This is a genomic window from Tumebacillus amylolyticus (assembly GCF_016722965.1).
Taxonomy (GTDB): domain Bacteria; phylum Bacillota; class Bacilli; order Tumebacillales; family Tumebacillaceae; genus Tumebacillus; species Tumebacillus amylolyticus.
In genome coordinates, this window is record NZ_JAEQNB010000002.1 from 275,150 (window position 1) to 300,961 (window position 25,812).

Below are 25,812 nucleotides of genomic sequence, written 5' to 3' on the forward strand. Positions count from 1 at the left end.
TCCCCCACGACGAAATTTTTTTCTGACTTCCGAGTTTTCCGGCACTGGTAGGTTTATAGACTCCCAAAACTGGCAAGTCTAGTGACAGGAAAACGTAACCAAACGGAGGTAGAAACCACATGAAAAAAACCCTGCTGGCATTCGTCTTTTCTCTTGCTTTGCTGTTCTCTCTGCTTGCAACACCAAGCTACGCGATGTACGAACTGCCCGCGCCCTACGGCGCTCCGCATACTTATGATCTCGGCGGCGTTGTGTACGGTCCGCCGCTCCCGAGCAATCTCCCGCCGGTCATCGCCCGCTCCGGCACCGATCTTTTGAAAAAAGTCGAAGAGGCCGTCCCGGAAACGCTCACCTACAAAGTGAAGCAAGGCGACTCGCTCTCGTCCATCGCCGCTTCGTTCAACACCAAGACGGAGACGCTCGCACAGTTGAACAACTTGCCCAACGCAAACGTGTTGAAAATCGACCAAGAACTGCAAATTCCGAACTTGGAACGCAAACTGCTCCAACCGGGACTCGCGGTCAAAAACGTTCTCAACGCCGACCTGACCGCCTACACCGCCGGTTTTGAGTCGACCGGCAAACATCCGGGTGATCCGGGCTATGGGGTCACTGCGTCCGGCAAAGTCGTGCAAGACCACCAAACCATCGCCGTGGACCCGTCTGTCATCCCGATCGGCACCAAAGTCTATATTGAAGGAATCGGTGTGCGCGTCGCCGAAGACACCGGCGGGGCCATCGTCGGGAACCGCATTGACGTCTATATGAGCGACCTCTCGGCCGCCATTCAATTCGGCTACAAGAAAAACATCAAAGTCTACGTCCTCGACGCTTCTCAACAATCCGCATAACCCAAAGTAGGAAAAAGGCGATGGGACCCCTGTCCCCTCGCCTATCTGAATATTCCCTCATCATGTCAACAAGAGCCGAACCAACGCAATTCCGCCCATTCCGGTAATCACCGTCAAAAACAAATTGCGCGTCTTCCACGCCACCGCAATCGTCGGCAAACTGACCCAGAAATACAAATTCGACCAGGAAAAGTCGAGATGCCCTTCCTGAAGCACGAGCGACGGAGCCAGCATCGCAGCAAGCACGGCGACGGGCACATAGCGCAGCCACGTTACGACCAGCGGCGGCAACGTTCGCCCCGCAAGCAACCAGACGGGAAGCAGGCGCGGGATCACAGTCACGAGCGACATTCCGAGAATCGTCAACCAGATTGTTTGTTCGTCCACGACTCCAACACCACCCCAAGCGTCGCGCCGAGTACAGTCGCAAGCATGACCGACCACGTCGCAAAGCCCAATAATTGAAACACAACCGCTACGATCCCGCTGAACAAAGCGACTCCCACCGCTTTCACATGATGAATCTGCAAGAGCAGCAGCGCGACGAACATCGCGGGCAACGCGTAATCCAGACCGAACGGCTTCACGTCGGTCAACATCGTGTTCGCGACGAAGCCCAACCACGAACCGAGGACCCACGAGAGATGCGACGTCACGTTGACGGCGAAGACTTGTCTGGCCCCCGGCACCCGTTCTGCAAATTGCAGGCTGTGCAGAGCGAACGTCTCATCGGTGAGTTCGGTCGCAAACAAAAGCCGTTTGGCTTGCGGCCACCGCGACAAGTACGGCGAGACCGCCGCCGCCATCAACAGATGCCGCAAGTTGACGATGAACGTGGTGAAGAGGATCGACAGCATCGGCTGCCCGCTGGCAAACAACCCGGCTGCGATCAACTGCGACGAACCTGCATAGACAATGAACGACATCAACAGCGTGGAGAACAGCGACAAGTGCGCTTGCCCGGCTAACACTCCGTAGGCGAACCCGATCGGAATGTAGCCCATCACCACAGGCAAAGCTTGCAACACGCCGCGTGTGATCGGGGAGGAACTTGGCCGCTCCTCCGAATTGACAACGCTCTGTGACATGAAAGGAAGTTCCTCCAAGGAAGTAGTCCGATTTTTTGTACATCTTGGTATATAGTCTATACAAAAACAGACTTGCACACAACTTCGCGCAAGCCTGAAAGTTAGAGCCGTTCGACACGAATGGCAAACAGATCGTGCGTGCGCAGTCGAATGCGTTCGTGAGGAGAAACGTCTTGCAAAAGTTTACCGGGGCAATAAAAACGGACTTGTTCGCCCGCGACGCCGAGCGTGACTTGGTACAGCATGCCGATGTAGGGCATTCTGACTCGAGAGACACTTTCCAACGTGCCGGTGACGAGGTCGAGGTCCTCGGGAGCTTCCAGCATTTGCGCATACGCGGCGTAATACATCGCGACCAGCATCGTGTTGGTGTACGCGGTGAGCGACCCGACGCAGACGACCAGCGCCAAGGCGAAGAGACTGATCACAACCGTCCAGCGAATGTCTTGGTGGGCGTAGAGTTTATAAAGCACAACAGACAGCACCGCTGCGACGGTGAGAGCGGCGACCGTTACCGTGCGCTTCAAGCGCAGGCGTTTGCCTTGCCACTGCGCGGCACGTTTTTTCATTTCATATGCGTTCTTCATGGAACCTATTCACCCTCTCTCCTCTACTATCATTCTACTACGCCCGCCGCGCGTTAGGAGCTGAAAAATGGTGGGAACCCCGTCTTGACCTTGCTTTTCTGCAGGGCTATATTGGGAGGAGTGGTATTTGTACTACATAGTCTAATTCAGTTTCTTTGGAGGTCCCGCAATGAGCGCAGAATTTCTAGATGGGTTTCGCTTTTATTCGCTTGTCAAAGTCCGCTTTGCAGAAACGGACATGAACGGCCACATGAGCCACGTCTCCCCGATCATCTACATGGAGCAAGCCCGCGCCGAGTTTATGGAGTCCCTGGACGTCTTCACGCCGGAGTTGCTCATCAAGGAGCGCAAAACGTTCGTGCTCGCCGGTCAATCGATCGACTACAAAGCACAGGCCTATTACAACGACCGCCTGCGCATCTACTTGCGCGTCTCACGCATCGGATCCTCGTCGCTTGACATGGAGTACGCCATCGTCAACGAGGACAAGCAACTGCTCTGTTGCACCGCTCGTTCCACGGTCGTCTTTTTCGACGCCAACATGCAAAAAAGCACTCCCTTGCCAGACGATCTGGCGGAGCGCATCGAAGAGTTGGAATCCAAGTTTGCGACCGTCTGACACGGTCGCTTTTTTATGTAGCGGGAGGGTCTTGAAAAAAGAAAAAGCCCCTTTCGTCACGTCTCTTGGCGAAAGGGACCACCTCCCATAGTGAGAATCCGCGATACGGTCGCGTGTAGATTCTCAAAAAATATTTACTTGTCAGAACAAGTTCAGAACGAACAGGCTCTGGTCGTGGACAGCTTATCGAATGATCTCGATCGGCCCTTCCCCACGCTTGAGGAGTTTCGGGTATGCTGTCTCCGGTTTGAGGATCGAAAGCAAGTAGTTAATTGCCACTTCCGGATCAACGGTATCGCCACAGGTGTAGCAATCCATAGCTGCAAAGCCTTTCTCCGGGTACGTGTGGATCGACAGATGCGACTCAGACAACAATACAAGAACGGTAGCGCCTTGCGGTTCGAATTGCTTGTACTGCACAGACAGAACGTGTGCTCCCGATTTCTCAGCTGCTTCGACCATGCGGGACTTGAGGAACTCCGCATTGTTGATCAATTCAAAATCGATACCCCACGCGTCTACAGCACAATGTCTCCCGAAAGTAGAGTATTCTTCCATCATCTACCTCTCGGCCCCCTTCCTATCAAACAATTTTTCGTCATTGTTCGCTAGGACCTACGTCATTCACTAGGGGGGAAGGTTAGTCCAAAGAGGTCCCAACCCTTTTCAGTGAATCCTGGTTCCTATTGTTCTTGACTCAACAGCAAAGAGAATATCATGTTTCCAAGGGAACTTCAATAGGTTTCTCAAAAGTTTTTCCGGAGAAATTTCTGAGAGGTATATCGAGTGCATGAAAGGGCTTTCTTGTCGATAAATGACGAATATTTATTCAATATGTCGAGATTTCGTTGTATGAGCCAAATCCACGCTTCCACGCGTATCTTATGTGCGTGAAACTTCTTTTGCCATCCGCGTTTGTAAAGATTTTGTGGAAATTAGCGAACCAGATTTCGAGCATACTACGAGCAAAGGGAGGAGGATGCACAATGGAACATGGAGAGTTGCATGAGGGCGAGTTGCACGGCGAAGTCGGTGCTCACCTCGACGAGTTGTGCCAGTCGATCTGGGATCACTACGAAGAGAACCCGAAGTCGGGTCCGGTGGAAGTGACGATCAACAGCGTCGGCACCGGCATTCTGGCCAAGAAGGACGAAGACGGGTTGTTTTTTGAAGCCAACGGAGACGAGTTTGACATCGAGGAGTTCTTTATGGAGAACAACTTGACGTCCGACACGGTGAGTTTCCAACACAAGCACTAGAAAAAAGAACCCCAGGGAGCTCTCGGCCCTGGGGTTCTTCCTCCTGCAACTTAGGTGAGGCGGTTCAATTTCATGAACAGCGCCGGACCGGCTTGTTTGACGGTCTCGATCAGCGCTTCGGTGATTTCGGTGCCACGGGTCGCAAGAACGTTGCCCCCGTCGTCGGTCAAGTCTTCACGCAACTGCTTGCCGATCAAGTAGGCGTACTGGCCACCGGGAGTCGGTGCTTCGGCTCCTTGCGGGCTTGCAGCGTCCGTACGGGTCGCTGCCGTTTCTTGGGCTGCGTGCGTGACTTCAAGCGATGCTGTGAGCGGGATGACGTTGTCTTGCGGGGCCGGCTCGTCTTGGAGCGAATCGAAGATGCGAGACTCGTCCTTGATGACGAGGACGTCGCGTCCGAAGGTCATGATGTTGTCACGGTGAAACACGCGGACCGACTCGGTGTTGCTGTGCTCTGCGAACGTGCAGGCGGTGACGGAGCCGGTTTCCTCTTCTACATAGTATTCTTGGACGACGCCCATCAGTTGACCCTTGCGAGAGAGCACGCGGGTGCCGATGATCTTGTAGCCGAGCAGAACGAGTTCGCGTGCTCCGGCGACGTCGTGCAGGTCGCGGATAGACTCGCTTGATTCAACGGTCACGGCAAAATCGCCGACACCGATGACAGATTCATACGGGAGAACGTGAACCCCGATGGCATCTTGGTCGTTGTCGACTTGGAGGAGTCGGACGGAACCGGAGGACGGTTCGAGTACCAGTTGTTTGACGCGGCCGATCTCGGCGCCTTCGGTGAGGGAGAAGATCGGGAGACCTTGAATTTGTTCAGTGCTTTTCATAGACACATTACGCCCCTTGCTTCAATTCTTCGGATGCATCCTGTAGATAACAATCGGCAATTTCCTCATCCAGCATCGCGGACAAGCTCGCCTCGGAACAATACATACGAGCTTCTTGGAACGCCAGCACAGCCTGGCAAAACTCCCCCGTCGCCTTCGCCATGTACCCCTCCGTGATTTTTTCATTCAACCACTCAGGAGACACAGCCTCCACAACAGGTGCCTCAACAGGAACTACTTCTACTTCCACCTCAGGCTCTGCTTCTACCTCAGGTTCTGCTTCTACCTCAAGTTCTGCTTCCACCTCAGGTTCTGCTTCCACCTCAGGTTCTGCTTCCACCTCAGGTTCTGCTTCCACCTCAGGTTCTGCTTCCACCTCAGGTTCTGCTTCCACCTCAGGTTCTGCTTCTACCTCAGGTTCTGCTTCTACCTCAGGTTCTGCTTCTACCTCAGGTTCTGCTTCTACTTCTGGTTCTTGTCCTATAAGTACAGGTGCTTGTTCTTGATCTTCATATGTAGTATTGCGGCAGAGGCTTAGCGCGAGGATGGCACAGGAGCATGTCGCGGCCAGCGCGAGGTGTGACACTTGCGGGGCCAGCAGCGGAACCAGTGCGAACGTCACCAGCGCGACGACCAAACTCCCCAACCAACGCATCGCCACCGACCAATTTCGGTAATACGATACCTCCTGATACAACCCCGTACACGCCAGAGACAAGCCAACAGCCAATGCATAGGTCACAAACATTGCAAGTCGCGGCCTCCCAACACACAAGTTAAAGAAACGGTGCGCCTCATGATTAACTTCTATCTTAATCTCCCCCACAAGTTTGCGCGTGAGACAAAAGGATTATTTTAAAACAACCCCCACACACCTTTAGTCCTACCTTCAATCCATAAAAAAACACCCCGGACTCCTGAGAGTCCGGGGTGTTTTTTGCAAGGAAGAAACCCTCGCTTACGCCATGCCAGCTTTCTTTTTCCATTCAAGAAGCTGATCTTCCATGGTGTTGAACGGTTCGTTAGAACCTTCGGTCTTGTAGGACATCGGTGCGGAAGAACCCTTCTTACCTGCGCCCTTCGGACCTTTGTTGTTGGTACCGCCGCCACGGCGCGGACGGTCGTTAGAACCTTCCGGCTTCGGTTGGGTTTCTTTGATCGAAAGGGAGATCTTGCCGCCCTCTACGTTCAAAACCTTAACTTGAACAACATCGCCGACTTTGAGAACGTCGTTGATATCATTGACGAAGGTATGAGAAACTTGGGAGATGTGGACGAGACCGGTTTGGCCCTCGGCAACTTCCACAAATGCACCAAACGATTTAATACCCGTGACTTTACCTTCAACGACAGAACCGACTGTGATAGACAAATTGCAACGCTCCTTTTTTGACAAACAAAAGATGTTTCCTATTATACAATTTCTTTCGCACAAACACCACAAAAAAATGATTTGAAATCAACATGTCTTTTTTGCTACAATTTAGTGTATCAACCTGTCCTAAGGCAGGTTTCGAGGAGGTAGCATTACATGCAAGGTACTGTTAAATGGTTCAACGCAGAAAAAGGGTACGGTTTTATCGAGCAAGAAGGCGGCGAAGACGTGTTCGTTCACTTCTCCGCAATCCAAACCGAAGGCTTCAAAACCCTCGACGAAGGCCAAAAAGTTGAGTTCGAAATCATCGACGGCCCGCGCGGCAAGCAAGCTGCGAACGTAACCAAGCACGCTTAATTCCCACGCACTCCACGAGAACGTTTCGTTTACTATAAAGGAACTGGACGTTTTCTACTGCGAAGAGGAACACACAGCAAAAAAGTCTCCGGCGACTCACCTCGCCGGAGACTTTTTATTAGAACGTGTAGCTCACAAAGTGCCTTCTTGTTGCTCCGCCCACCACAAATACGCGTCATGCAGGGTCGGCGAAACATGGCTGACTTCACCCTCGGGCACACATTTCGCAATCTCGCGCACGCAGACATGCGTCTCGTCTTGCTTCAACGCGAGCACCAAGCGACCGTCTTCGGACGGCACTTCCTCGGTCAAGTAGACGAAAACTTTGCCCTCGACCCACTCATACGCCGTGTGGGTGTCGACGACGACCGCGTCCTTGCCGGGATGGAGGAGGCAGACTTTGTCGAGCAGTCCTTCTACAGCATGGTCCGGTGCGTCGGCAACGACGACGACGCGGTCCTTGGCAAGCTCGCGCAGGAAGTGACCGATGAACAAGCGTTCCGACTCGCTCAAGCCGTTGAGCACTTCATCGAGCAACAGAAGCTTCGGATCGTGCAACAGTGCGCGCGCGACCAACGCTTGGGCCTTCGCCAACTTCGGCAGATTTCCAACCGTTCGCTCGGCATACGCGGTCAAGCGCATCCGACTCATCGCGTCCAACACGAGATCCGGCGTAACTCCTGTCTCCAGCAGATAATCCAACACGGTATATGTTTCAAAAGCCTCCAACTCCTGCGTGACGTAACACACCTCGCCCGACGCGTGAGCAGCGTCCGACTCGATGATCTGCTTCAAAAGCCGTGTCTTCCCCGCACCACGCGGACCCAACACTGCGTTGAAACCCGTCTCGAATTGCAGACCGTTAACTTCGATCATCATTGCAACAACACCCCCGTTTTCTAGCTCTTCCCCTTCATGACTGCGTAGACCGTACATATAAATACAGTTGGCTATGTACTCAAGTTTAGCGTCATTGACTATTTAGACGCTTGAGACCCCCATTCGGTTTCACTTTTCCGCAAACATTTTGCAAAAAAGCCTCCTCCTATTAGTCAATATGTATTATAGACTAGATTCATATTGCCAACAATCGACTTTTTTGACCCTTTACGTGTCGAAAAAATTTTGTTTACAAGGTAAAGGGTTTCCAATCATTCCATCGAACTATATGGACAATCCCCCGTCCCTCTTTTCGAATACTTTGTCGAAGGGAGGCATGAGAGATGACACAACTAAGCAGCGCGTTTCTCCGCAAACGCGATTTGGATCAATTGAAGGACGAGGAACTGGAGGACCTGGACTACCACCTGCAGAACCGTCGCAAAGGTCTGTTGCAGAAGCTGGATCAGATCAACCGCGACCTCCTCGACATTGAGGCCGATCAACAAAAAGTCAACGACACGATGTCCAAACGACAACATCTCGCCTAAATTTCAAGGGAAGACGCAACAAACTTTGTGGCGTCTTCCCTTGACTATGATTAAATTCTTGTAAATAATAATACATATAAAAATAAGAATAAGACCAAAGAAAAAGTGATTCCGATATCGAGAGTTTTTGGGGAGGGGATATCGTGTATGCTTCCAGAGGTTGGACGCGGTTTGGCCTCTTCGTTTTGCTGGTAGCCGGGACAGGCTCCTTGGTGTTGAAAGCCAAGGCGTGCGTTCACCTGCTGCGGAATTCGTCCGAAACGCCTTGGGGGGCGCTTACGGAATGGGGATTCACCTCGGTTTTTGTGCTCACCACGCTTTTGTTTTTCATCAACGCCGCACGTCGCAAATCGAAAAATCTCGACTCCGACACGCTCGTGCAATTGATCACGCCCTTTATGGACGAAGGGGTCGAGCACGTGCATGGCGAACCGAGAAAAGTCCCCCCCTCTGTCTACCATTTGTTGCAATCGCTCGATGTTCAGCGCAACATCATGCGCCAGTGCTTTGAGCATGCGCCGTTTGGCGTGTTGTTTCTCGCCCGCCGTCAGTCGATCGTCTACGCCAATCCCGTTTTTTTGCAAATGGCCAAACGATCTGCTCAAGAGCTCTACAACAAGCAGGAGGAAGCGTTTCAATCGTTGTTCGTCCAAGACGGGGCGGAGACTTGGTTCTCCACGCACGGAACGGCGCAAGGGACGCTGAAACGCAATTCCGGCTTCTTGCGCACCGTTGACGATGCGCTGCTTCCCGTGCTGGTCACCGGATTTCCGCTAACGGGCAACCAGCTCACAGAACCGGCCGGCTTCATCCTGTTCATCGAAGACATCTCACCTTCCCATCAATTACGCATCTTGCAGCAACAACATTCCTTCGTTTTGAACTCCCTGCACCACGGAGTCGTCGTCACCGACCTCGACTTTGAGGTCTCCTACACCAACGACTCGTTCGCCGAGATGTTTGGTTTGGAGAATTCCACGATGGTCGGGCAGAGACTTGGGCAGATCGTACCGCTTGAAGCAGGCCTTTCTTGCCAACTGGCTCGACAAGCTCTGGCCGCTGACGAGAGCAGGTTCGCCCAGTTCGAGTTCCCCATGAAGGAGGGCGGCGTGCGCCATCTCCAAATCACAGCGACCCCGCTTCGGGACGCGACGTCTGCCCACATGGGCATGCTCTTGCTCTACCAAGACCGTTCCGCAGAAGTGGAGTTGCAAGAAACGATGCGGCGCAACGACCAGTTGGAGACCGTCTCCCAGATGGCCGCCTCCATCGCGCATGAAGTGCGCAACCCGATGACCAGCGTCCAAGGTTTCTTGCAATTGATGGCCCGGGAGATCGACCCCAAGCACACGCACTCCATGTACTTGTCGGTCATGGAAGAAGACCTCAAGCGCATCAACGGCATCATCACCGAATACTTGAACTTCTCCCGCATGGACAACGGCGCCAAGGAACCCATTCAGATCGGCACACTCCTTCATAATACATACACGCTGTTGCAAAGCGAGGCCAATCTCAAGGGAATTCAGATTGAGCTTCGTCTGCCGGACACCGATCCGTTTTTGACCGCCAACACGAATTCGCTGAAGCAAGTCTTGATCAACCTCGCCCGCAACGCCATGGAAGCGATGAGCGAAGTGGGCGGCGGCCTGCTGACGCTCAGTCTCGAAGAGACGCCCGACGGCGTCTGTCTGCTCGTGCAAGATACGGGACCAGGCATCCAGCCTGAACATCTCGCGCGAATCTTCTCTCCGTTCTACACCACGAAGCACACGGGGACGGGTCTCGGACTTTTTATCTCCAAGAAGATCATCGAGGAGCACAACGGCACCTTGCAAGTCACCACCGAACTCGGCGTCGGCACCGCGTTTCGCATCTTGCTCCCGAGCTGAGTGAAAAAAGGAACCAAACCGCAACGGCGGTCCGGTTCCTTTTTTTATTCCAACCCCGCTCGCAGAGAGTTGATGTGCATGCGCAGCCAGATGTTGTCCGGGTCACGCTCCGCCACTTTCATCAGACATTCCAACGCTTGCTGAGGACGTCCGTCGAGGTGGTAGAGTTCGGAGAGCACGACGCACGAACTCTGGTGCTCGGGAAGCGTTTCAAGAAGCGATTCCAAGAGGCCGATCAGCCAACTGCGGCCTTTTTTTTGCACATCGGGCGGCGGCGCTTGTTCGCCAAGCCAGCCATGCACCCCATCGACGAGGCGTGTGGCGAGGTCGATCCGCTCATCCGGTCGCTCGACGAGCGCTCGAACTCCTTCAAATAACACCTGCACCCACTCCAGCGGTCGTCCCGACTCCGCCAAGAGCTCGGCGTAATTCACATAGACATTCCAGTGCGGGTCGAGGGCCCGCATCCCGTTTTGAAACGCCGTTTCCGCTTCTTCCAACCGGCCCAGCCTCTGCAACGTGACGGCGAGATTGGCATGAAACGCTCCCGAGATCGGGGAGAGTTCGACCAAACGACGGAAGAGGGTCGCCGATTCCTCATGGCGGTCGCATTCGCCGAGTACGACACCCAGTTCGTTGAGCAACGGGATGTTGTCGGGGTCGCTGACCAAGCCAAGTCGCAGTTGGGCTTCCGCTTCTGCAAATCGCCGAGACTCTCGATAGGCGGAACTCAAACGATGATGCGAGTTGAACGCAAGCGGCGCGAGTTCGCGGGCTTGCTCCATGACACGAATGACGTCTTGCACTCGTCCGTCCGCATGGTACAGCCATCCGAGTGCTTCCCATGCTTTGTGCATCTGCGGTCTGACGCCCACCAAGCGTTCCAACGTCCGCACGCCAAACGCCAACTCTTCCTCAAGTCCGACATCGAGCGCAGCCCCGATCAATTGTTCCGCGCCTTCCTCCCACGTCGGGTCTTGCTCGACCGCTTCGAAAAAATCCTCGAACACGTCCTCGCGCTGGATCTCCTCCCCCACTTCGGATGCCAGCATCCGATCCAAGGCTCCAAAAAACGCCGCATTCGCTTCCCAACGCGGCGAGAGGTCCTCGCATCCGGGAGCCAAGTGCGCTCGCTGCGGCTCGATCTCCGCCAGCATCTCTTGCAAGACCGTTGCAAAAAACGCTCGGCATTCGCCAAGCGATCCAATCACCGTGCGCGACGTTTCGCGTCCGCTCCTCACTTCAACCACTTGCAATCCGATCCGTGCGTCCTCATCGGCCAACACCAATTCCCCGCCGACCACGAAATCCGCCTCGTACTGCTCGCCAATTTCACAAAGCTCTGCCACCTGCTGCGTCTGCCCGGAGATCACCAACTGCGGGCCGTCATCCCCATCCAAACAGAACGGGGCAAAAACGGCCTCGAGCTTCTCCATCGCTTCCAGTCGTAAACTTAAATAGCGGGGAATTTGGCGCGCATAGGCGCACATTCTCTCCCCTTGTGAGTCCGGCAAACTCCACGGCAACATCAGCACACGCAACACACGCAACATCCCCCTTTCCAGAAAAAACCGACCAAAAACCCTAACATCTGACAGGATTCAACCCGCTCATTGACGAAGTACGTACAGGTAATTTAGAAATTTAATACCAAAGGAGGAAACCGTGTTGGCTCAGCACCGTCGCACATCGCGTCTCGCGATCGCCCTGCTGACCGTTCTCACCCTGCTCTTAGGCCTGCTCCCCGGGTTTGCGGAACGTGTCTCAGCCGCCGAACTGATCTCTTTGTCCAGAAGTGACTTTGTGATCGGATATCCGCCGACCACCGTCACGCTGACCGGGACCGATCTGTACAAATTCAGAAGCGATACGCGTGTCTATCTGTTTGATTCCAGAAACCAAGACACAAATGCGATCGCAGGGGTCCAAGTGGTGGACAGCAAACATCTGAACTTTACGTTGCAACCGGGGCTTGCGTCCGGAAAGTACACGATGCTGATCGTCTCGTACACCCAAACGACGGTCAACCTCAACGTCCTGACCAGCTACGATCCGACCAACATCACCGTCACACCGGGGGCCAATGACGATATTCGTGTCGATTGGAACGATCCAAGCGCCCTCGAAATCAACGACATTGTCATTCAGTATAGTCTTATCGATCAGAATTCTTACGTGTCGCCGGTTCACGTTCCTCGTGGCGTGGGCACCTACACGATCAAGAATTTACCGAACAACAAAACCTACAAGATCATGATCTATGCCACAAAAACGAACGGCTCCCGCACAGACGGAGTGGAGTTGACCAACGGCGGCCTCGGCTACAAAGCGGTCGATACCACGCCGCCGGGCGACATCACCAATTTGAACGTCTCCACGATTCCGAACGGATTCGTGCTGAACTGGCGCGATCCGATCAACCCGGACTACCCGACCAACCCGGCGCTCTCCGACTTGAGCCTCATCACCGTCCAGTATGCGGAGCACGGCACAACCAATTGGTCGGACGGCTTCGTAGTCGCCAAAGGGGTCCAGACTGCCACGCTCTCGCCGATGAACACGGCGAAACGCTATGACTTCCGCTTCACCAAGCTCGATGTAAACGGCAACTGGAACTACCAGGTGGACAATCACAACGGATACGGCTATACGGCAGATATTGTCCCGCCAAGCGATGTGTCCCAGTTGAGAGTCTCTGTCGCGTCTGACACCAGTGCGTATATCACATGGTATGACCCGACGGCGACAGACTTTCACCACGTCAACTTTTACTTGAAAAGCCCGTTGTCCCCAGACTGGATCTTGGTCGGACGTGCGGACAAAGGCTTGCAGAACTTCCAATTGAACGGCCTCACACCGGGAATCGACTACACGCTGAAAGCGACGTCCGTCGACCAACTCGGCTACGAGACCTCCGGCACGCAAGCCAACACGTTCCGCACGAATTCGCTGAGCGACATCTCCGATTTGACCAACGTAAGCATTGCGCAAGAAGTCAGTGGCGGGCTTCAGATGACTTGGCTCTCTGACGCCGTCTCTTCCGTCAACTTCAACCGCTTCAAGATGTACTACGCACCGGTCAACTCGACCAATTCTGCAGACTACAAACCGACCAGCCTCTCGAACTTGGGCACCAAGACCGCTTCGCTTCGCGACATGCCGCGCGGTCTCTACCAACTCGACATGCGCGTTGTGGATTCGTTCGGTCTGATGCAGAGCCTCAAAACCTACAACAACAACAGTTCCGGCTACTACGTCTCCGGCACCGGCAGCTCGCTCCCGACTGAAGTCGGCAACGTCAAAGTGCTCGCCACGGACGGCTCCAACCTCGACGTGACATGGGACGCTGCGACGAGCAACGGCTCGCACGTCGAAGTCTTCCTCGCCGAACGCTCTCAATTCCCGTCCTGGCGCCTCTTGGGCAAAGTCGACAAGCGCAACCAGCGCTTTACGGCGACGGGCCTGTCTTCGTCGAAGGATTACTTTTTCAAACTCGTCGTGTTCGATTCCGCCCGCAATGTAGAATCTCCTGGCGTAATCTATGACAACAGCGGATACGGCTACAACATCATCGGCGGCGACCGCTATGCGCCGCACGAAGTGACGGAAGCAGGAGCCAACGTCTACATGAACTCGCTGGTGATCTCGTACACCGAACCGACGGATACCGATTTCAACCTCGCCAACGTCTATGTACAGAAAATGAACTCCACCGATTCGATCAACCCGGTTGCCGTCGTGCGCGGCAGCAACGGCACGACGATTCGTGACTTGGTTCCGGGGGCCCTCTATACGGTTCGCATCACGACCGTGGACAACTATGGCAACGAATCAACCGGGATCAATTTGAACAACAACGGCGCAGGCTATTTGATCGGTTCCGGAAGCAACCAACCTTCCAATGAAGTTCGCAACGCCATCGCCATTCCGAACACCACGTCGATGACCGTTCGTTTCTCCGATCCGGTCAACAACGACTACGCGAAAACGTTGGTGGCGATCAAGAAAGTCGGCGACACCTCCTACTCGTCTGAACGATTTGTCAACAAAGGCACCAACGAGACGATCTTCACGGGTCTGGATTCAAATCAATCGTACCAAGTGCGACTGATCACGATGACGAGCTCCGGCAAAGCGTCAACCGGCCTCGATCTCGGCGGCGCCAACGGAATTTCGATGATCCCGATCTCGAACGTGTTCCTTGCAAACGTAACGCCGGGCGTCAACCGCCTGAACGTCTCTTGGTCCGACCCGACCACGACGACACCGACCGCCATCGCGGTCGAAGTGATGGCGAACGGCAAAACTTCATGGAGCGAACCGCAGTACGCAGATCCGGGCACCGGATTCTTGGTCCTCAACGGCCTCTCCGATTCGCAATCGTACAAAGTCCGCATCACCGCTCTGCGCAATGAAATCGGCTCGCCGAGTATCCTCCTCGACGCAAGCAACAACACGGGCAGCGGTCCGGGCTTCACACCTCGTGACGTGGGAATCGCAGCGGCACCGTCTCATCTGCAACAAGGTTCGTCCAACGACACGCAAGTTGTGACCGTCGTCGGTCGCAACACCCAGATGAGCGGAATTCTCCAAAGCGACGTCACGCTCTACGATCAAAACAACGGCATCCTCCCGAACGCCGTCAAGCAAACGACGCTGTACAGTTCCACTCGTCTCGATGTTCGTTTGACCCGCAACCTCAATCCGGGTGTCTACACGCTGAAAGTACACACCGGATCGAACGGAGACTTGACGACACAGATCACGGTGCAAAGCGATGCTCCGAAGTCGGAAATCTCCTCGTTGAGCACACCGGAAGTCACTTACTCGAGTTCTTCCTTCACCATGACTCTCAAGGGTAGCGGCTTCACGAGCAACTCGCGCATCATTGTCGACAACCGTTCGCCGCTTGCACCGTCGAGCTATGATGACAAAACTTTGACGTTCATGATGCCGTCCGGTCTGTTGCCCGGCGTTCACAAAGTCGCCGTCTCCACAGACGGCATCACCACCGTGCCGATGAATTTCACCGTCCATCCGTTCAAGAGTTCGATCGGCTTCCTGAACGTGCCGGCGATGCGCAACGGCACGTACCACGGCGAATGGAACATCTCCAACATGGACCCGAATGCACGCACGGCAAAAGTGATCTTGATCATCCGACGCAACGGAGAATTTGTGGAACAGCAAGAGCAATCCCTCTCCTTCATCGGCTATGAAAGCAAGAAAATCAAACTCGACTTCGGCGGGGCCAACACCCCGTACGCCAACGGACCGACCCAGTCGATCTCGGTGCAAGCGTTTATCGTAGACGCAAACACCCAGACTCCGCTGTCTATTCCGTCGGTGTACCGCACCGAGCTCAACCTGTAAGTAGGAGGACTCGCGATGAACTTAAAACGGATGACTCTGACCGGATGCCTGACCGCGGGACTCCTGCTCTCCGGCATTCCGTGGAGCACCGCTGCCCACGCAGACACCACCCTGAGCCTGCAAAAGCAAGGCTCAGGGGTCCTTGCGAGCGGCGTCTACACGCTTAATGGTCTTGCGCTTGGCGGCACGCCGGCGTTTCTCACCGTCAAGGATGGAAACGGCCGCCTCTACTATGCGGACCAGACCCTGACCGACAACTATGGACGCTACCAATTTCAATGGTCCATGCCAAACGCAGCACCCGACGGTACCTACAACGCGGAAATCCACATCCAAGGCGATATCGAGATCTCCACGTTCAAGTACACCGCAAGCCAGAACCACGGCGGCGCCGTCCTGCCGGTCGGCGACGGTGCGTATCGCTTCACAGGCGAGTTGAACGCCGGAGCGAAGCAAGCGGTGCTCTATGACACCAAGACCGGTCTGAGCTATGCCACGCCGATCAACAACGCCGTAAACGTCACGCTCGACACGACCAAAGCGAACTACCAAATCATGTCGAACCAAAGCTCCACGACCTACCTGACGATCTCGGTCCCGACCGACACGACCAAGAACACGGTCAACGTGCCGTCGGCCGTCCTTCGTCAGTTGGTCAGTTCCTATGGCAACAATGCACACATCCTCGTCGCAACGTCGGTCGGCTCCTTCGACCTTCCGCTGGCCGCCGTGCCGAGCGTCCTGCTCGACAACGTGAAATCCAACGGCGACGGCGCGCTGGTCTTCACCATTGACCGCGTAGACGCCACCCGCTCCAACTCGCTGCTGGGCGAGTACCAAGCGCTCGGCACGTCTCCGTTGCTGTTGCCCGTAGAGTTCGGCCTCAACGCCTACTACGGCGGCCGTAGCCTGCCGATCAAAGACTTCGGCAACTCCTACGTCCGTTGCTCGCTCGACATGACCGGCGCCAAACTCACAAGCGGCTATGTAACGAGCGCCCAGTTCTTGCAACCGTACACCGGACACCTCGTTCCGACGCCGTCTACGATGTTCCGTGACGCAGTCGGCCACGGCAAGCTCGTGATCTCCCGCACCGGACCCGGCCTGTATGTCCCGATTCAGAACGTGAAGTCGTTCGATGACACTTCGTACACCGCGCTCAAAGGCCGCATCCACGAACTCGCCGCCAAAGCGATCGTCAGCGGCAAGAGCTCGACCAAATTCGATCCGTACGGCCCGATCACCCGCGCTGAATTCTCGACGCTGATGGTCCGTGCGCTCGGTCTTTCGGACAAGACCGGCAGTTCGAATTTCTACGACATTCCGAACGGCCAATGGTTCACCGAGTACGTGAACATCGGGTCGAGCCTCGGCCTGATCGCCGGGTACACGCCCATCCAGTTCGCACCGGAAGATTCGATCACCCGCGAACAGATGGCCGCCCTGCTCGCCCGCAGTCTCAACTACGTTCAGACCCGCCCGTTCGTCGATACCACCCGCGTCCTTGGCAGTATCAACGACGCAAGCGACATTTCGGGCTGGGCACGCGAGGACGTGGCGTTGGCGATCCAGACCGGCATCTTGCCAAGCACAGGCAAGATCGAACCGCAACGCAACGCCACCCGCGCGGAGAGCGTGGACATGTTGTACAATTTGCTGAACTACCTGAAATTCATTTAATCCATACAAAAAAGTACCATTCGCCTGCGGGCGGTGGTACTTTTTTTACCCCGTGAAAAAACAGCCCCATATGCAAAAAGGGTACCTTCGCTCCTTGGCGATGGTACCCTTTTTAATCACTGGTTCGTATCATAGACCTGTTACCACAGATCCGTCCGATGCAGGTTCGACTCGACTCTCACGCTCCCTCTTTTTACAGGTTGGAAGTGATTGGGCTGGTCTCTGCTTGAGGCGCTCCTTTCATCTCGTGTTGAAAATTCACACCATGTAGAACGCGAGTATCGGACATATTCGGTGGTCGTTGCCTCCTCTCTCCCCTCACCGCTTTGCCGTGGGGGATTTCTTGTGTTTAGTATATCCAAACATTCAGATAATTCAAACACCGTTATTTCGACTCCTTTCGCAGTCTCCCCCGATCTTCGTGACTTATCTCCCTCTGACGACAAATTCCTTACGAAATCTTCACATTACAGAAAAAAAGGCCGGATGCGCTCGTGCGCGTTCCGGCCTCTTTTTTCACGAGGCTTACTTGCCTTGGATGTAGGTGGTTTTGAGTTCGTAATCGACGCCAAACGGGAACGAGATCAGGCCCTTGACGTACGGCTTGGTTGCATACGCTTTGCCACGGAAGAAGATCGGACCGATCGGCATGTCTTTCATGAGCAGCTTCTCTGCGTCCACAAGTTCTTGTGCGCGTTGCTTCGGATCTGCCGTGATCTTCGCTTCGTTGATCAACTTGTCGTACTCCGGGTTGGAGTAGTTGACGGAGTTGAACTCGTTTTTGGTGACGAACATGTCGAGGAAGGTCATCGGGTCGTTGTAGTCCGCGCCCCAGAGGGTGGACGAGATGATGTAGTCGCCCTTGCGTTCACGTTCCAGACGCAGTTTGAACGGTACGTTTTCGATCTCGACATCAACGCCGATCTTCGTGCGCCATTGTTCTTTGAGGAATTCGCCCGCTTTTTTGGCAACGTCAGTATCGTCGATCAGCAATTTCAGCTTGAGGTCGGAAGCGGACATCCCCGCTTCTTTCAGACCGTCTTGCAGCATTTGCTTCGCTTCTGCGTCGGTGTGCTTGGTCAGGGTGTCGCCTGCCGTCTTGCGGAAGTCGCCGCCTGCGGAGTCCGAGGTGCCGTTCGGAACGAAGCCGGTCGCGCCCTTGGTGCCGTTGTGGTAGATGATGTCCGCGTACATGTCACGGTCGACCGCCCACGTCAGCGCGGTGCGGATCTTGCTGTTTTCAAGGCCCTTGATCGCCGGGTTGAAGATCAAGTAGCCGTTGGTCAGTTCGTTCTCCACGGAGTACTCGTCCGCTTTGTCCTTGTATTGGTCGATGAAGTCACGGACGAGGCCCACGCGGTCGATTTGACCGGATTCGTACATGTTGACCATCGCGGAGGTGTCCTTGACGACGTCAAACGTGACTTTCTGGAGCTTCACGTTGCCGACATCCCAGTAGTCTGCGTTTTTCTCGATGTTGACGTTCGTTTCATGCTTCCAGTCCGTGATCTTGAACGGACCGTTGGACAGCGAAGTTTCCACCGAGGTTCCGAAGTCTTTGCCTTTGGATTCGACGAACTTCTGGTCGAGCGGGAAGAAGGTCGGGAACGCCATTTGGTTCAGGAAGTACGGAGTCGGGTTGTTCAGGGTGACTTCGACCGTTTTGTCGTCGACAGCCTTGATGCCGATCTCGTCGGCAGAGCCCTTGCCGGAGTTGTATTCCTTCGCGCCTTTGACCGAGGAGAGCATGAACGCGTATTGCGATGCGGTCTTCGGGTCGAGGGTGCGCTTCCAGGAGTAGACGAAATCGTTGGCGGTTACAGCGTCGCCGTTCGACCATTTCGCGTCACGCAGGTGGAACGTGTAGGTTTTGCCGTCTTGGGAGATGTCCCAGTTGGTGGCGAGACCCGGAACTGCTTTGCCGTCCTTGTCGAGACGCACGAAGCCTTCCATGGTGTTGGACAGGATGTTGAACGAATACTGGTCCGTTGCCAGCGCGATGTCTGCAGACGGCAGGTCATCCCCCATCGTGAGGTGCAATTCTTGGGCGCTGTTGTCGCTTTGCCCGGACGCGTCGTTGTTTCCGCAACCGACCAGTACGGTCCCCATGACGACAGCCACCATTGCGGTGCCAAACCATTTTTTGTTCATAGTGCTACTCCTCCTACAATCTATCGTATTCTCATCATTTCTAGCGTTAGGTATACGAAGTATGATAGGGGAGTCTGGATTTTTAGTCAACGAATGTACCAAATGTCCCAACCTTGCGAACCTTGCCAACAATAAAAAAAGACCCATTAGCGGGTCTCTTCGAAAAACTTCAATACCTCCACCGCCACTTCGTTTGAATGGCAACTAATAAAAAAAAGAGCCACTTTGGACAGTGGCTCTTTTTCCAAGACCGAATTAGCCGCGGGTTTTGCGGAATTCCGGGTTGTGCTCCGCTTTGACTTTGGTGTAGATGCCGCCGCGGACGTTGAAGTCGCCTTCCACTTCCATCCAACGCGGGTCGAGTGCTTCGACGAGATCGTTGAGGATCAAGTTGGTCACATCTTCGTGGAAGTGACCTTCTTCACGGAACGTCCAGAGGTAGAGTTTCAGGGATTTCAGCTCGATGAGCTTCGGGCCCGGTACGTAACGGACGATGATGGTTGCGAAATCCGGTTGGCCGGTGACCGGGCAGAGCGCGGTGAATTCCGGGCAGCGAATTTCCACTTCGTAGTCGCGGTTCGGATGCGGATTCGGAACCGGATGCAATTCTTTGGACGGTTTAGTAGTCATATGTAAGGACCTCCAAGCAGGTGTAAAAGTCTAAATTCCAATATATATCAGAGCACGGATGCGGTCAAGGCAAAAACAGCCTGCACGAGGCAGGCTTAGAATTGTTGTTGCATCGGATCGTTGTTCATCGGGTTCATGCCGGTGCCTTTTTGCGGTTGGTGTTGGTTGAGTTGGTAGGTCGGAGCGGCTTGGCTGAGTTGGCTGTACATGCGGTCTGCCGATTGTTGCAGTTGGCGCAATTGAGACTCTTCTTGGCGTTGGTCGAAGTACATTTGTTGCGGGAATCCTTGGCTGCCCAACTGAGTGGACATCATGCGGGTGGTGTTTTGCTCGTGGCGGATCAGGGAACCGATCATCTGGCGGACTTGGCGCAGTTCCACTTGCAGGCGTGCGATCTCCGATTCGAGTTGATGCATTTGTTGTTGCATGGGTGTTGTTCCTCCTGACGCGGGTTCGAGTTTACGTTCCTTCACTACGATGCCCGTATTGGATGAGTTTTAGTAAAAGGCGATGCATATTTGTTCCATGATGCGGGTCAGGATAGGGTAGGAAGATTTTTTTGAACCGAGGAGGCAGATGTCTGATGCAAGAGAGCATTATGCGCATGTCGGGACAGGTGCAAGCGATGCAACAAGAAGTGATGGAGTTGCAACACCTCGCCCAACAATTGACGCAGTCGAACATGAGTCGGTTCCAGCAATTGCAAGGGATGAGCCAGCAGAGCAACGACTTCTACCAACTGGCGGGCAATGAGCAAGCGTCCGTGCAGATGTTGTACAACTTGACGCGGGTGTGTGAAGAGATGAACCAACATCTGCGCAATATTTCGACGCAGATGAACAGTGGCGGGCAGCAGCAGAGCATGAGCCAAGGCGGTGTGCAAGGGTCGAACCGAACGTTTGCGATGCAGCAATCCTCGCAAGGGCAGATGATGCAACAGCAAGCTCCGGAAGGACCGATTGCCACCGACACGACGCATATTCGTCGGATGACTTCGGCGACCGATCTCAACAACCAACTGGATTCGACGATGACGTCTTCGTCGGATACGAACCAAGGCGGTTCGATGCAGAGTCAAGGCCAAGGTCAAAGTCAGAGCCAAGGTGGTTCCTCCTCCCTGTCGCAACTGGCGATGATGCAGCCCCTGCTGAGCACCTCGCAAATTCAACAGCAGCTACAAGGCGGAAGCACGAACCAAACCTCCATGAGCCAAGGCGGGGGCATGGGTCAAGCCTCCATGAGCCAAAGCGGTGGTATGGGTCAAACCTCTATGAGCCAAGGCGGTGGTATGGGTCAAACCTCCATGAGCCAAGGCGGTGGTATGGGTCAAGCCTCCATGAGCCAAGGCGGTGGTATGGGTCAAGCCTCCACTATGAACCAAAGCGGAGGTATGGGTCAAACCTCTATGAGCCAAGGCGGGGGTATGGGTCAAACCTCCATGAGCCAAGGTGGTGGTACGAGCCAAACCTCCTCTATGAACCAAAGTGGTGGTATCGGTCAAACCTCTATGGGCCAAGGTGGTGGTACGAGCCAAGCCTCCTCTATGAGTCAAGGCGGGGGCATGGGTCAAACCTCCTCTATGAACCAAAGTGGTGGTATGGGTCAAACCTCCATGAGCCAAGGTGGTGGCACGAGCCAAGCTTCCTCTATGAACCAAGGCAATGGCATGGGTCAAACCTCTATGAGCCAAGGTGGTGGTATGGGTCAAACCTCCTCTATGAACCAAAGTGGTGGTATGGGTCAAACCTCCATGAGCCAAGGTGGTGGTACGAGCCAAGCCTCCTCTATGAACCAAGGCGGTGGCATGGGTCAAGCGTCCATGACCCAAGGCGGGGGCTCGAACAACTCTTCTGTGGGGAAAGGCTTCGTTAGCACGCAAGGCACTACGAAGGGCTCTATGAGCCAAGACAGCATGAATCAAGGCAGCATGGGTCAAACCTCGATGGGTTCCATGAGCCAAGGCAGCATGGGGTCGCAATCGAGCCAGATGAAGTCCGGCCAACAAGGGCTCATGAGCATGCAACAGATCGGTCAGCAGATCGAATCCGATCTCAAAGGCAACTCCAACGAAAATCGCGAAGAACCGCACCACCAACTCTACCCGTACAACCGCTTCACCACCTGATCCCCTTTTTACCGAGTAACGAAAAAAGACCCTGCTCCCTCACGGAGTCGGGTCTTTTTTTATGTACCTAATGAACCTGCCCTTGACGCTTCTTCAGCGCCTCTTGGTAATGCTCGTACAGCATCTTCTGCCGCTCGCCGTCCTTGATCGTGGACAGGTAGGCATCCCGCAAATCCATTCGCTCATCCGGCGTCATGATCGCCTCAAAGTCGGCCGCGATCAACGCCACGACCTGCTGCCGCTCCGTGGCGGTCCACGTCAAAAACTGCTCATACGGCAGCATCATCATATCGCTCCGAAACTGCGCCAACTGCTCCTTGGGAAATTCTTCGTACTTGATGCCCACGACGTTGTCCCCCTTATACGTTTCCGTTATCGTATCACAAATTCCCGAGCCAACTCCAGAAAAAAGCTCCCCGTCCCGCTGCTCTGCCGACTTTTGTACCTCACTTTTCGTTGGCGAGACTTCCGCCTTGGTAGACGACATGGTCAATGAGCCAGCCCGTTGCGTACTTTCGCAACGTCAACGTGGCGGTAGAAGGGTCGGAGCCCGGCATAGTCAGTTCGAGATCGTAGACCGACTCGGAATCGTTGGTGTGCGAGATGTGCAAAATTTTGAACCCGCTCGGGTTGGGTTTGGACACGCCGATGGACCATCCTGCTTCGCGGTAGAGTGAGCGGACGCGTTTTTTCAAGGCGGGTGAGAACAGGCGGAACTCTTCGACCCCGTTGCGTTTCTGCAGGGCTTGCACCCAGAGGCTCAGCAGTCCGTCCGGCACCGTCTGTTTCAAACTGAACTCATTGCGGTCGTACACCACGCCAAACCCTCCGTCTACGTGCGAGAGCTCCACGACCGCTTCCTGCCTGCCTTGCGTGTAGTTTGTCGCTACTCCCGGTTGCAGGTCGACGTCGAGTGTCGCCGTACCGACGATGTCTTCGCTGTACGTGCCGTCCTGTTGAAAGTCCACAATTGTGACGCGGCGCACTTCCTCCCGATTCAAGGTTTCGGTCAAAAACTTCGCAATCGCTTGCGTCTCGGGCGTTTTCAATTGAACGTCTACCCAAGTGCTTCCCATCTCTTGCAACGGAGCCGCACACTTGCACTCTCCACCTCCCGTTCTCAAAAAAGCTCCCATGTCTGCGCGATGCAATCCGTACCCAACACCCGCGCCGAGCAAGATCGTGATCCCCACAGCGACCGACGAAGAGCGCAACGTGCGACGGAGGCGGTTTTTTCGAACGGTGCTGCGGATGAGGGCTTTGGAGGGCTGCAGAGGGCGTGTCGACAGCGGAGCCTCCTCCAGCGCTCGGATGCCGCCCAGGCGCGCATCCGCCGCGTCTTCCCACGACGTGGACGGGATGTCTGCTTTCAACGCCTCCGCTTGGCGGAGTTTTTTCTTGCGCAGTGGGTCGCGATGGGTGTTGACGACCATCGTGTACACCCACGTTTGCAACGTGCTGTCTCCGCGAAACGACGTCAACCGCACGCAAATTTTCGCCAGCACCTCTTGCGCCAAATCTTCGGCGTCGTGTTGATGGAGGGTCAAATGAAACGACAGGCGAAACACGAACGGCTCCAAGTCCACGAGCAACCGCGCCATCTCCGCCTCGTCCACCATTGCGCGCCTCACGATCTCATGTACCACATCATCGCCCCCTCTCTGTCTCGTCTCTTCTAAAGCGTTCGACGTCGTGCAACTTCCTTCGGTTACATCCGTATATAAAAAAAGACTGAATGATCGATAGAAGGAGAACTCTCCATGAACTTTTTGGGACGTGTCGGCTTTTGGTTTGATGTGATCCGCACGTGGTGGCTGGACCGTCCGTTCCGTCCGGGGCGGGTGCTCGGCAGGCGTTATGAAATCGAGCGGTGCTTGGGGATGGGCAGTTACGGCATTTCCTACCTCTGTCGGGATCGGGAGAGCGGGCAACGCGTGGTGTTGAAGCAAGTGCGCCCTACGAGACGGCACGGGGCAAAAGGCTATCCGATTTTTGAATATGAGACGACGATCTTGGAGTCGTTGCAACATCCGGCGATCCCTCGGTTGTTTGAAAAGTTTCGCCATCGGGGGCATTGGTTTTTCGCGATGGAATATATGGAGGGCCTGAATGTAGAAGACGCGATCTTCGCCGAGGGCTTGAAGTTTGGCGAGCGGGAGTCGTTGCAGATGATTCGCGACTTGCTGGAGATCGTGGCGTACGTGCATGAACAGCGCATCGTACACCGCGATGTGCGGATTCCCAATGTCATTTTGCAAGACGGCCGCCTGAAACTGATCGACTTCGGCCTCGCCCGCCGATTGGGTGACCACCCGACACAGGTGGCGGAGGACTTGCGCGACTATCAGATCGAAAAGCAGATCAAGCGCGAAGTGGAGTTTCGCAGTGACTTTTACTCGATGGGTCACTTTTTGCTGTTCTTGCTGTATACGAGCTTTGAGCCCGCGACGGAAGAGGAGCGCAGTTGGGAGGAAGAGTTGGACCTCCACCCGCTCACCAAGTCGTTGCTCAAGCGGATGTTGCAGTTGGAAACGCCCCACTTCGTCCATGCGAACGAACTGGCGGCGGCGTTGGAAGAGGCCATTCGAGAGACGGAGGCGTCGTCGTGATCTCCCCGCAGAACGAAGAGCGTTTCATCCAACTGCTTCTCGAACAGAACCCCAAGATCGTCATGAAATAAAAAAACCTCCGCCCGTCTGTTGCCGGGTGGAGGTTTTTTCGCCTCATTAGGAGGAAAAGATGCTGAAGCTCAAGCTGTGGTGCTTTTTCTTGTAGTGATGGTGGCCGTGGTTGGAATGGCCGTGGTGACCATGGTGGTGGTCGCTGGAGCTATAGTGATGCACCGGGCGATGGTGGTGATGATCGCTGCTGCTGTAGGAACGATGGTGGTGCGTGCGATGACGATGGTGGCTGGAGCTATAGTGATGGGTGGCTTCATGAACGACTTTTTTAATGAATTTGCCAAACAACGACATTGCGGGTTCCCCCTCAAAAGGTTTTATACCTCTATGTACGGAGCAACTCCCGAAAAGTTTCAAGTCGGTCCGTTTTTATTCCGGCCATTGGAATTGCGGGATGGTCATCTTGCCGTCGGTCAGCGTATACTGGGAAAGGCTCCCTTCTTTGGCTTGAATCACGATGTAGTGCAGGTCTTCAGAGGAGTTGTTCCGCCAGCAGCGTACACCGTTTGGAGCCACGCGAACGGTGGAACCCTCGCCGACTTCGAGCACTTGGCCGTCGATGTAAAATTGGCCTTTGCCTTTGACGAAGATGTAGAGTTCTTCGTTTTGCTTGTGCTCGTGTGCGTACGGCACTTGCGTTCCCGGTTTCATGACGCCCAGCGAAACTTCCATCCCGTTGAGACCCAGCGCTTCGTTGAGAAACACTTTGCCCGGGAATTTGAATTGCGGGGCCGGGGAAAATACATAGTCCATCATCTCATCCCACGGACCGGCATGCGCCGCCGTGAAGTTCTCTCCTTGTACGATTCCGCCTTTCATTTCCATCTAAAATCCCTCTTTTCATTTGTAGTTGTACTTAGAATAGTACAGGGCTCGCT

The 25,812-nt window shown here is 54.7% G+C and carries 25 protein-coding genes and 1 pseudogene; 10 read left to right on the top strand and 16 right to left on the bottom strand.

What is annotated here, in order from left to right; all coding sequences use genetic code 11:
- Positions 1 to 119: 119 nt before the first annotated feature.
- Positions 120 to 851 carry a 3D domain-containing protein gene (locus JJB07_RS08255; protein WP_283809086.1) on the top strand — a complete coding sequence of 244 codons (732 nt, stop codon included), beginning with the start codon at positions 120 to 122 and terminating at the stop codon, positions 849 to 851.
- A gap of 60 nt (positions 852 to 911) precedes the next feature.
- Here the strand turns inward: JJB07_RS08255 and JJB07_RS08260 are convergent, their stop codons facing one another.
- The 3 genes from JJB07_RS08260 to JJB07_RS08270 all read right to left on the bottom strand — a co-directional run bounded on the left by JJB07_RS08260 (position 912) and on the right by JJB07_RS08270 (position 2,526).
- Positions 912 to 1,238: an AzlD domain-containing protein gene (locus JJB07_RS08260; protein ID WP_201633489.1), complete on the bottom strand. Its 327-nt coding sequence runs from the start codon at positions 1,236 to 1,238 to the stop codon at positions 912 to 914.
- Entirely contained in the window at positions 1,214 to 1,939 is a 726-nt protein-coding gene (locus JJB07_RS08265) for an AzlC family ABC transporter permease (RefSeq protein ID WP_201633492.1), read from the bottom strand. Before JJB07_RS08265 ends, JJB07_RS08260 begins: the two co-directional genes overlap by 25 nt.
- 101 nt (positions 1,940 to 2,040) lie before the next feature.
- Complete coding sequence (locus tag JJB07_RS08270) at positions 2,041 to 2,526, bottom strand: hypothetical protein (protein WP_201633494.1); 486 nt, start codon at positions 2,524 to 2,526, stop codon at positions 2,041 to 2,043.
- A 169-nt stretch (positions 2,527 to 2,695) separates the two neighbouring features.
- Between JJB07_RS08270 and JJB07_RS08275 the strand changes: the two genes are divergently transcribed.
- Complete coding sequence (locus JJB07_RS08275; protein ID WP_201633496.1) at positions 2,696 to 3,145, top strand: acyl-CoA thioesterase; 450 nt, start codon at positions 2,696 to 2,698, stop codon at positions 3,143 to 3,145.
- A 183-nt stretch (positions 3,146 to 3,328) separates the two neighbouring features.
- Here JJB07_RS08275 and speD read toward each other — a convergent pair whose 3' ends face one another.
- Positions 3,329 to 3,706, bottom strand: a complete 378-nt coding sequence (speD, locus tag JJB07_RS08280; RefSeq protein WP_201633499.1) for an adenosylmethionine decarboxylase — start codon at positions 3,704 to 3,706, stop codon at positions 3,329 to 3,331.
- 425 nt (positions 3,707 to 4,131) lie between these two features.
- On the opposite strand from speD, the gene JJB07_RS08285 reads away from it, so the two are divergent.
- Positions 4,132 to 4,404, top strand: a complete 273-nt coding sequence (locus tag JJB07_RS08285) for a hypothetical protein (protein ID WP_201633501.1) — start codon at positions 4,132 to 4,134, stop codon at positions 4,402 to 4,404.
- A gap of 50 nt (positions 4,405 to 4,454) precedes the next feature.
- Here JJB07_RS08285 and JJB07_RS08290 read toward each other — a convergent pair whose 3' ends face one another.
- The 3 genes from JJB07_RS08290 to JJB07_RS08300 all read right to left on the bottom strand — a co-directional run bounded on the left by JJB07_RS08290 (position 4,455) and on the right by JJB07_RS08300 (position 6,612).
- Positions 4,455 to 5,240: a PRC-barrel domain-containing protein gene (locus JJB07_RS08290; protein WP_201633504.1), complete on the bottom strand. Its 786-nt coding sequence runs from the start codon at positions 5,238 to 5,240 to the stop codon at positions 4,455 to 4,457.
- A 7-nt stretch (positions 5,241 to 5,247) separates the two neighbouring features.
- Complete coding sequence (locus JJB07_RS08295) at positions 5,248 to 5,988, bottom strand: hypothetical protein (protein WP_201633507.1); 741 nt, start codon at positions 5,986 to 5,988, stop codon at positions 5,248 to 5,250.
- Between the two features lie 210 nt (positions 5,989 to 6,198).
- Positions 6,199 to 6,612 carry a S1 RNA-binding domain-containing protein gene (locus tag JJB07_RS08300; RefSeq protein ID WP_201633510.1) on the bottom strand — a complete coding sequence of 138 codons (414 nt, stop codon included), beginning with the start codon at positions 6,610 to 6,612 and terminating at the stop codon, positions 6,199 to 6,201.
- Positions 6,613 to 6,771: 159 nt separating this feature from the next.
- Here JJB07_RS08300 and JJB07_RS08305 point away from each other — a divergent pair, with 159 nt between their 5' ends.
- A complete protein-coding gene (locus JJB07_RS08305) occupies positions 6,772 to 6,972 on the top strand; it encodes a cold shock domain-containing protein (protein WP_201633513.1) in 201 nt (66 codons plus the stop codon).
- Positions 6,973 to 7,104: 132 nt separating this feature from the next.
- Here JJB07_RS08305 and JJB07_RS08310 read toward each other — a convergent pair whose 3' ends face one another.
- Entirely contained in the window at positions 7,105 to 7,851 is a 747-nt protein-coding gene (locus JJB07_RS08310) for an ATP-binding cassette domain-containing protein (RefSeq protein ID WP_201633516.1), read from the bottom strand.
- A gap of 344 nt (positions 7,852 to 8,195) precedes the next feature.
- Between JJB07_RS08310 and JJB07_RS08315 the strand changes: the two genes are divergently transcribed.
- Together JJB07_RS08315 and JJB07_RS08320 are read left to right on the top strand one after the other, a co-directional pair.
- Positions 8,196 to 8,402: a hypothetical protein gene (locus JJB07_RS08315; protein WP_201633519.1), complete on the top strand. Its 207-nt coding sequence runs from the start codon at positions 8,196 to 8,198 to the stop codon at positions 8,400 to 8,402.
- 143 nt (positions 8,403 to 8,545) lie between these two features.
- Complete coding sequence (locus JJB07_RS08320; protein WP_201633522.1) at positions 8,546 to 10,294, top strand: ATP-binding protein; 1,749 nt, start codon at positions 8,546 to 8,548, stop codon at positions 10,292 to 10,294.
- Positions 10,295 to 10,338: 44 nt separating this feature from the next.
- Here JJB07_RS08320 and JJB07_RS08325 read toward each other — a convergent pair whose 3' ends face one another.
- On the bottom strand, positions 10,339 to 11,847 hold the full coding sequence (locus tag JJB07_RS08325; protein WP_236587894.1) for a tetratricopeptide repeat protein: 1,509 nt from the start codon (positions 11,845 to 11,847) through the stop codon (positions 10,339 to 10,341).
- 115 nt (positions 11,848 to 11,962) lie between these two features.
- Between JJB07_RS08325 and JJB07_RS08330 the strand changes: the two genes are divergently transcribed.
- On the top strand, positions 11,963 to 15,667 hold the full coding sequence (locus tag JJB07_RS08330) for a fibronectin type III domain-containing protein (RefSeq protein ID WP_201633528.1): 3,705 nt from the start codon (positions 11,963 to 11,965) through the stop codon (positions 15,665 to 15,667).
- Positions 15,668 to 15,682: 15 nt separating this feature from the next.
- Positions 15,683 to 17,347 (top strand): S-layer homology domain-containing protein, encoded by a 1,665-nt coding sequence (locus tag JJB07_RS08335; protein WP_201633532.1) that lies wholly within the window; start codon positions 15,683 to 15,685, stop codon positions 17,345 to 17,347.
- Positions 17,348 to 17,872: 525 nt separating this feature from the next.
- On the opposite strand, the gene JJB07_RS08340 is transcribed toward JJB07_RS08335, so the two are convergent.
- The 3 genes and pseudogenes from JJB07_RS08340 to JJB07_RS08350 form a co-directional block, all read right to left on the bottom strand.
- A complete protein-coding gene (locus JJB07_RS08340; protein ID WP_201633535.1) occupies positions 17,873 to 19,498 on the bottom strand; it encodes a peptide ABC transporter substrate-binding protein in 1,626 nt (541 codons plus the stop codon).
- A gap of 291 nt (positions 19,499 to 19,789) precedes the next feature.
- A pseudogene (gene queF, locus JJB07_RS08345) lies at positions 19,790 to 20,128 on the bottom strand (preQ(1) synthase); the annotation flags it as partial.
- Between the two features lie 95 nt (positions 20,129 to 20,223).
- Positions 20,224 to 20,556, bottom strand: a complete 333-nt coding sequence (locus JJB07_RS08350) for a hypothetical protein (protein ID WP_201633541.1) — start codon at positions 20,554 to 20,556, stop codon at positions 20,224 to 20,226.
- Positions 20,557 to 20,711: 155 nt separating this feature from the next.
- Here JJB07_RS08350 and JJB07_RS08355 point away from each other — a divergent pair, with 155 nt between their 5' ends.
- A complete protein-coding gene (locus JJB07_RS08355; protein WP_201633544.1) occupies positions 20,712 to 22,253 on the top strand; it encodes a serine-rich family protein in 1,542 nt (513 codons plus the stop codon).
- A 67-nt stretch (positions 22,254 to 22,320) separates the two neighbouring features.
- Here the strand turns inward: JJB07_RS08355 and JJB07_RS08360 are convergent, their stop codons facing one another.
- Both JJB07_RS08360 and JJB07_RS08365 read right to left on the bottom strand, forming a co-directional pair.
- Complete coding sequence (locus JJB07_RS08360) at positions 22,321 to 22,599, bottom strand: hypothetical protein (RefSeq protein ID WP_201633546.1); 279 nt, start codon at positions 22,597 to 22,599, stop codon at positions 22,321 to 22,323.
- Between the two features lie 100 nt (positions 22,600 to 22,699).
- Positions 22,700 to 23,899, bottom strand: a complete 1,200-nt coding sequence (locus JJB07_RS08365) for a sigma factor (RefSeq protein WP_201633549.1) — start codon at positions 23,897 to 23,899, stop codon at positions 22,700 to 22,702.
- A 114-nt stretch (positions 23,900 to 24,013) separates the two neighbouring features.
- On the opposite strand from JJB07_RS08365, the gene JJB07_RS08370 reads away from it, so the two are divergent.
- Positions 24,014 to 24,862 (top strand): serine/threonine protein kinase, encoded by an 849-nt coding sequence (locus JJB07_RS08370; RefSeq protein WP_201633552.1) that lies wholly within the window; start codon positions 24,014 to 24,016, stop codon positions 24,860 to 24,862.
- 117 nt (positions 24,863 to 24,979) lie between these two features.
- Here JJB07_RS08370 and JJB07_RS08375 read toward each other — a convergent pair whose 3' ends face one another.
- Positions 24,980 to 25,228, bottom strand: a complete 249-nt coding sequence (locus tag JJB07_RS08375) for a hypothetical protein (RefSeq protein WP_236587896.1) — start codon at positions 25,226 to 25,228, stop codon at positions 24,980 to 24,982.
- Between the two features lie 75 nt (positions 25,229 to 25,303).
- A complete protein-coding gene (locus JJB07_RS08380; protein WP_201633555.1) occupies positions 25,304 to 25,759 on the bottom strand; it encodes a cupin domain-containing protein in 456 nt (151 codons plus the stop codon).
- Between the last annotated feature and the right edge of the window lie 53 nt (positions 25,760 to 25,812).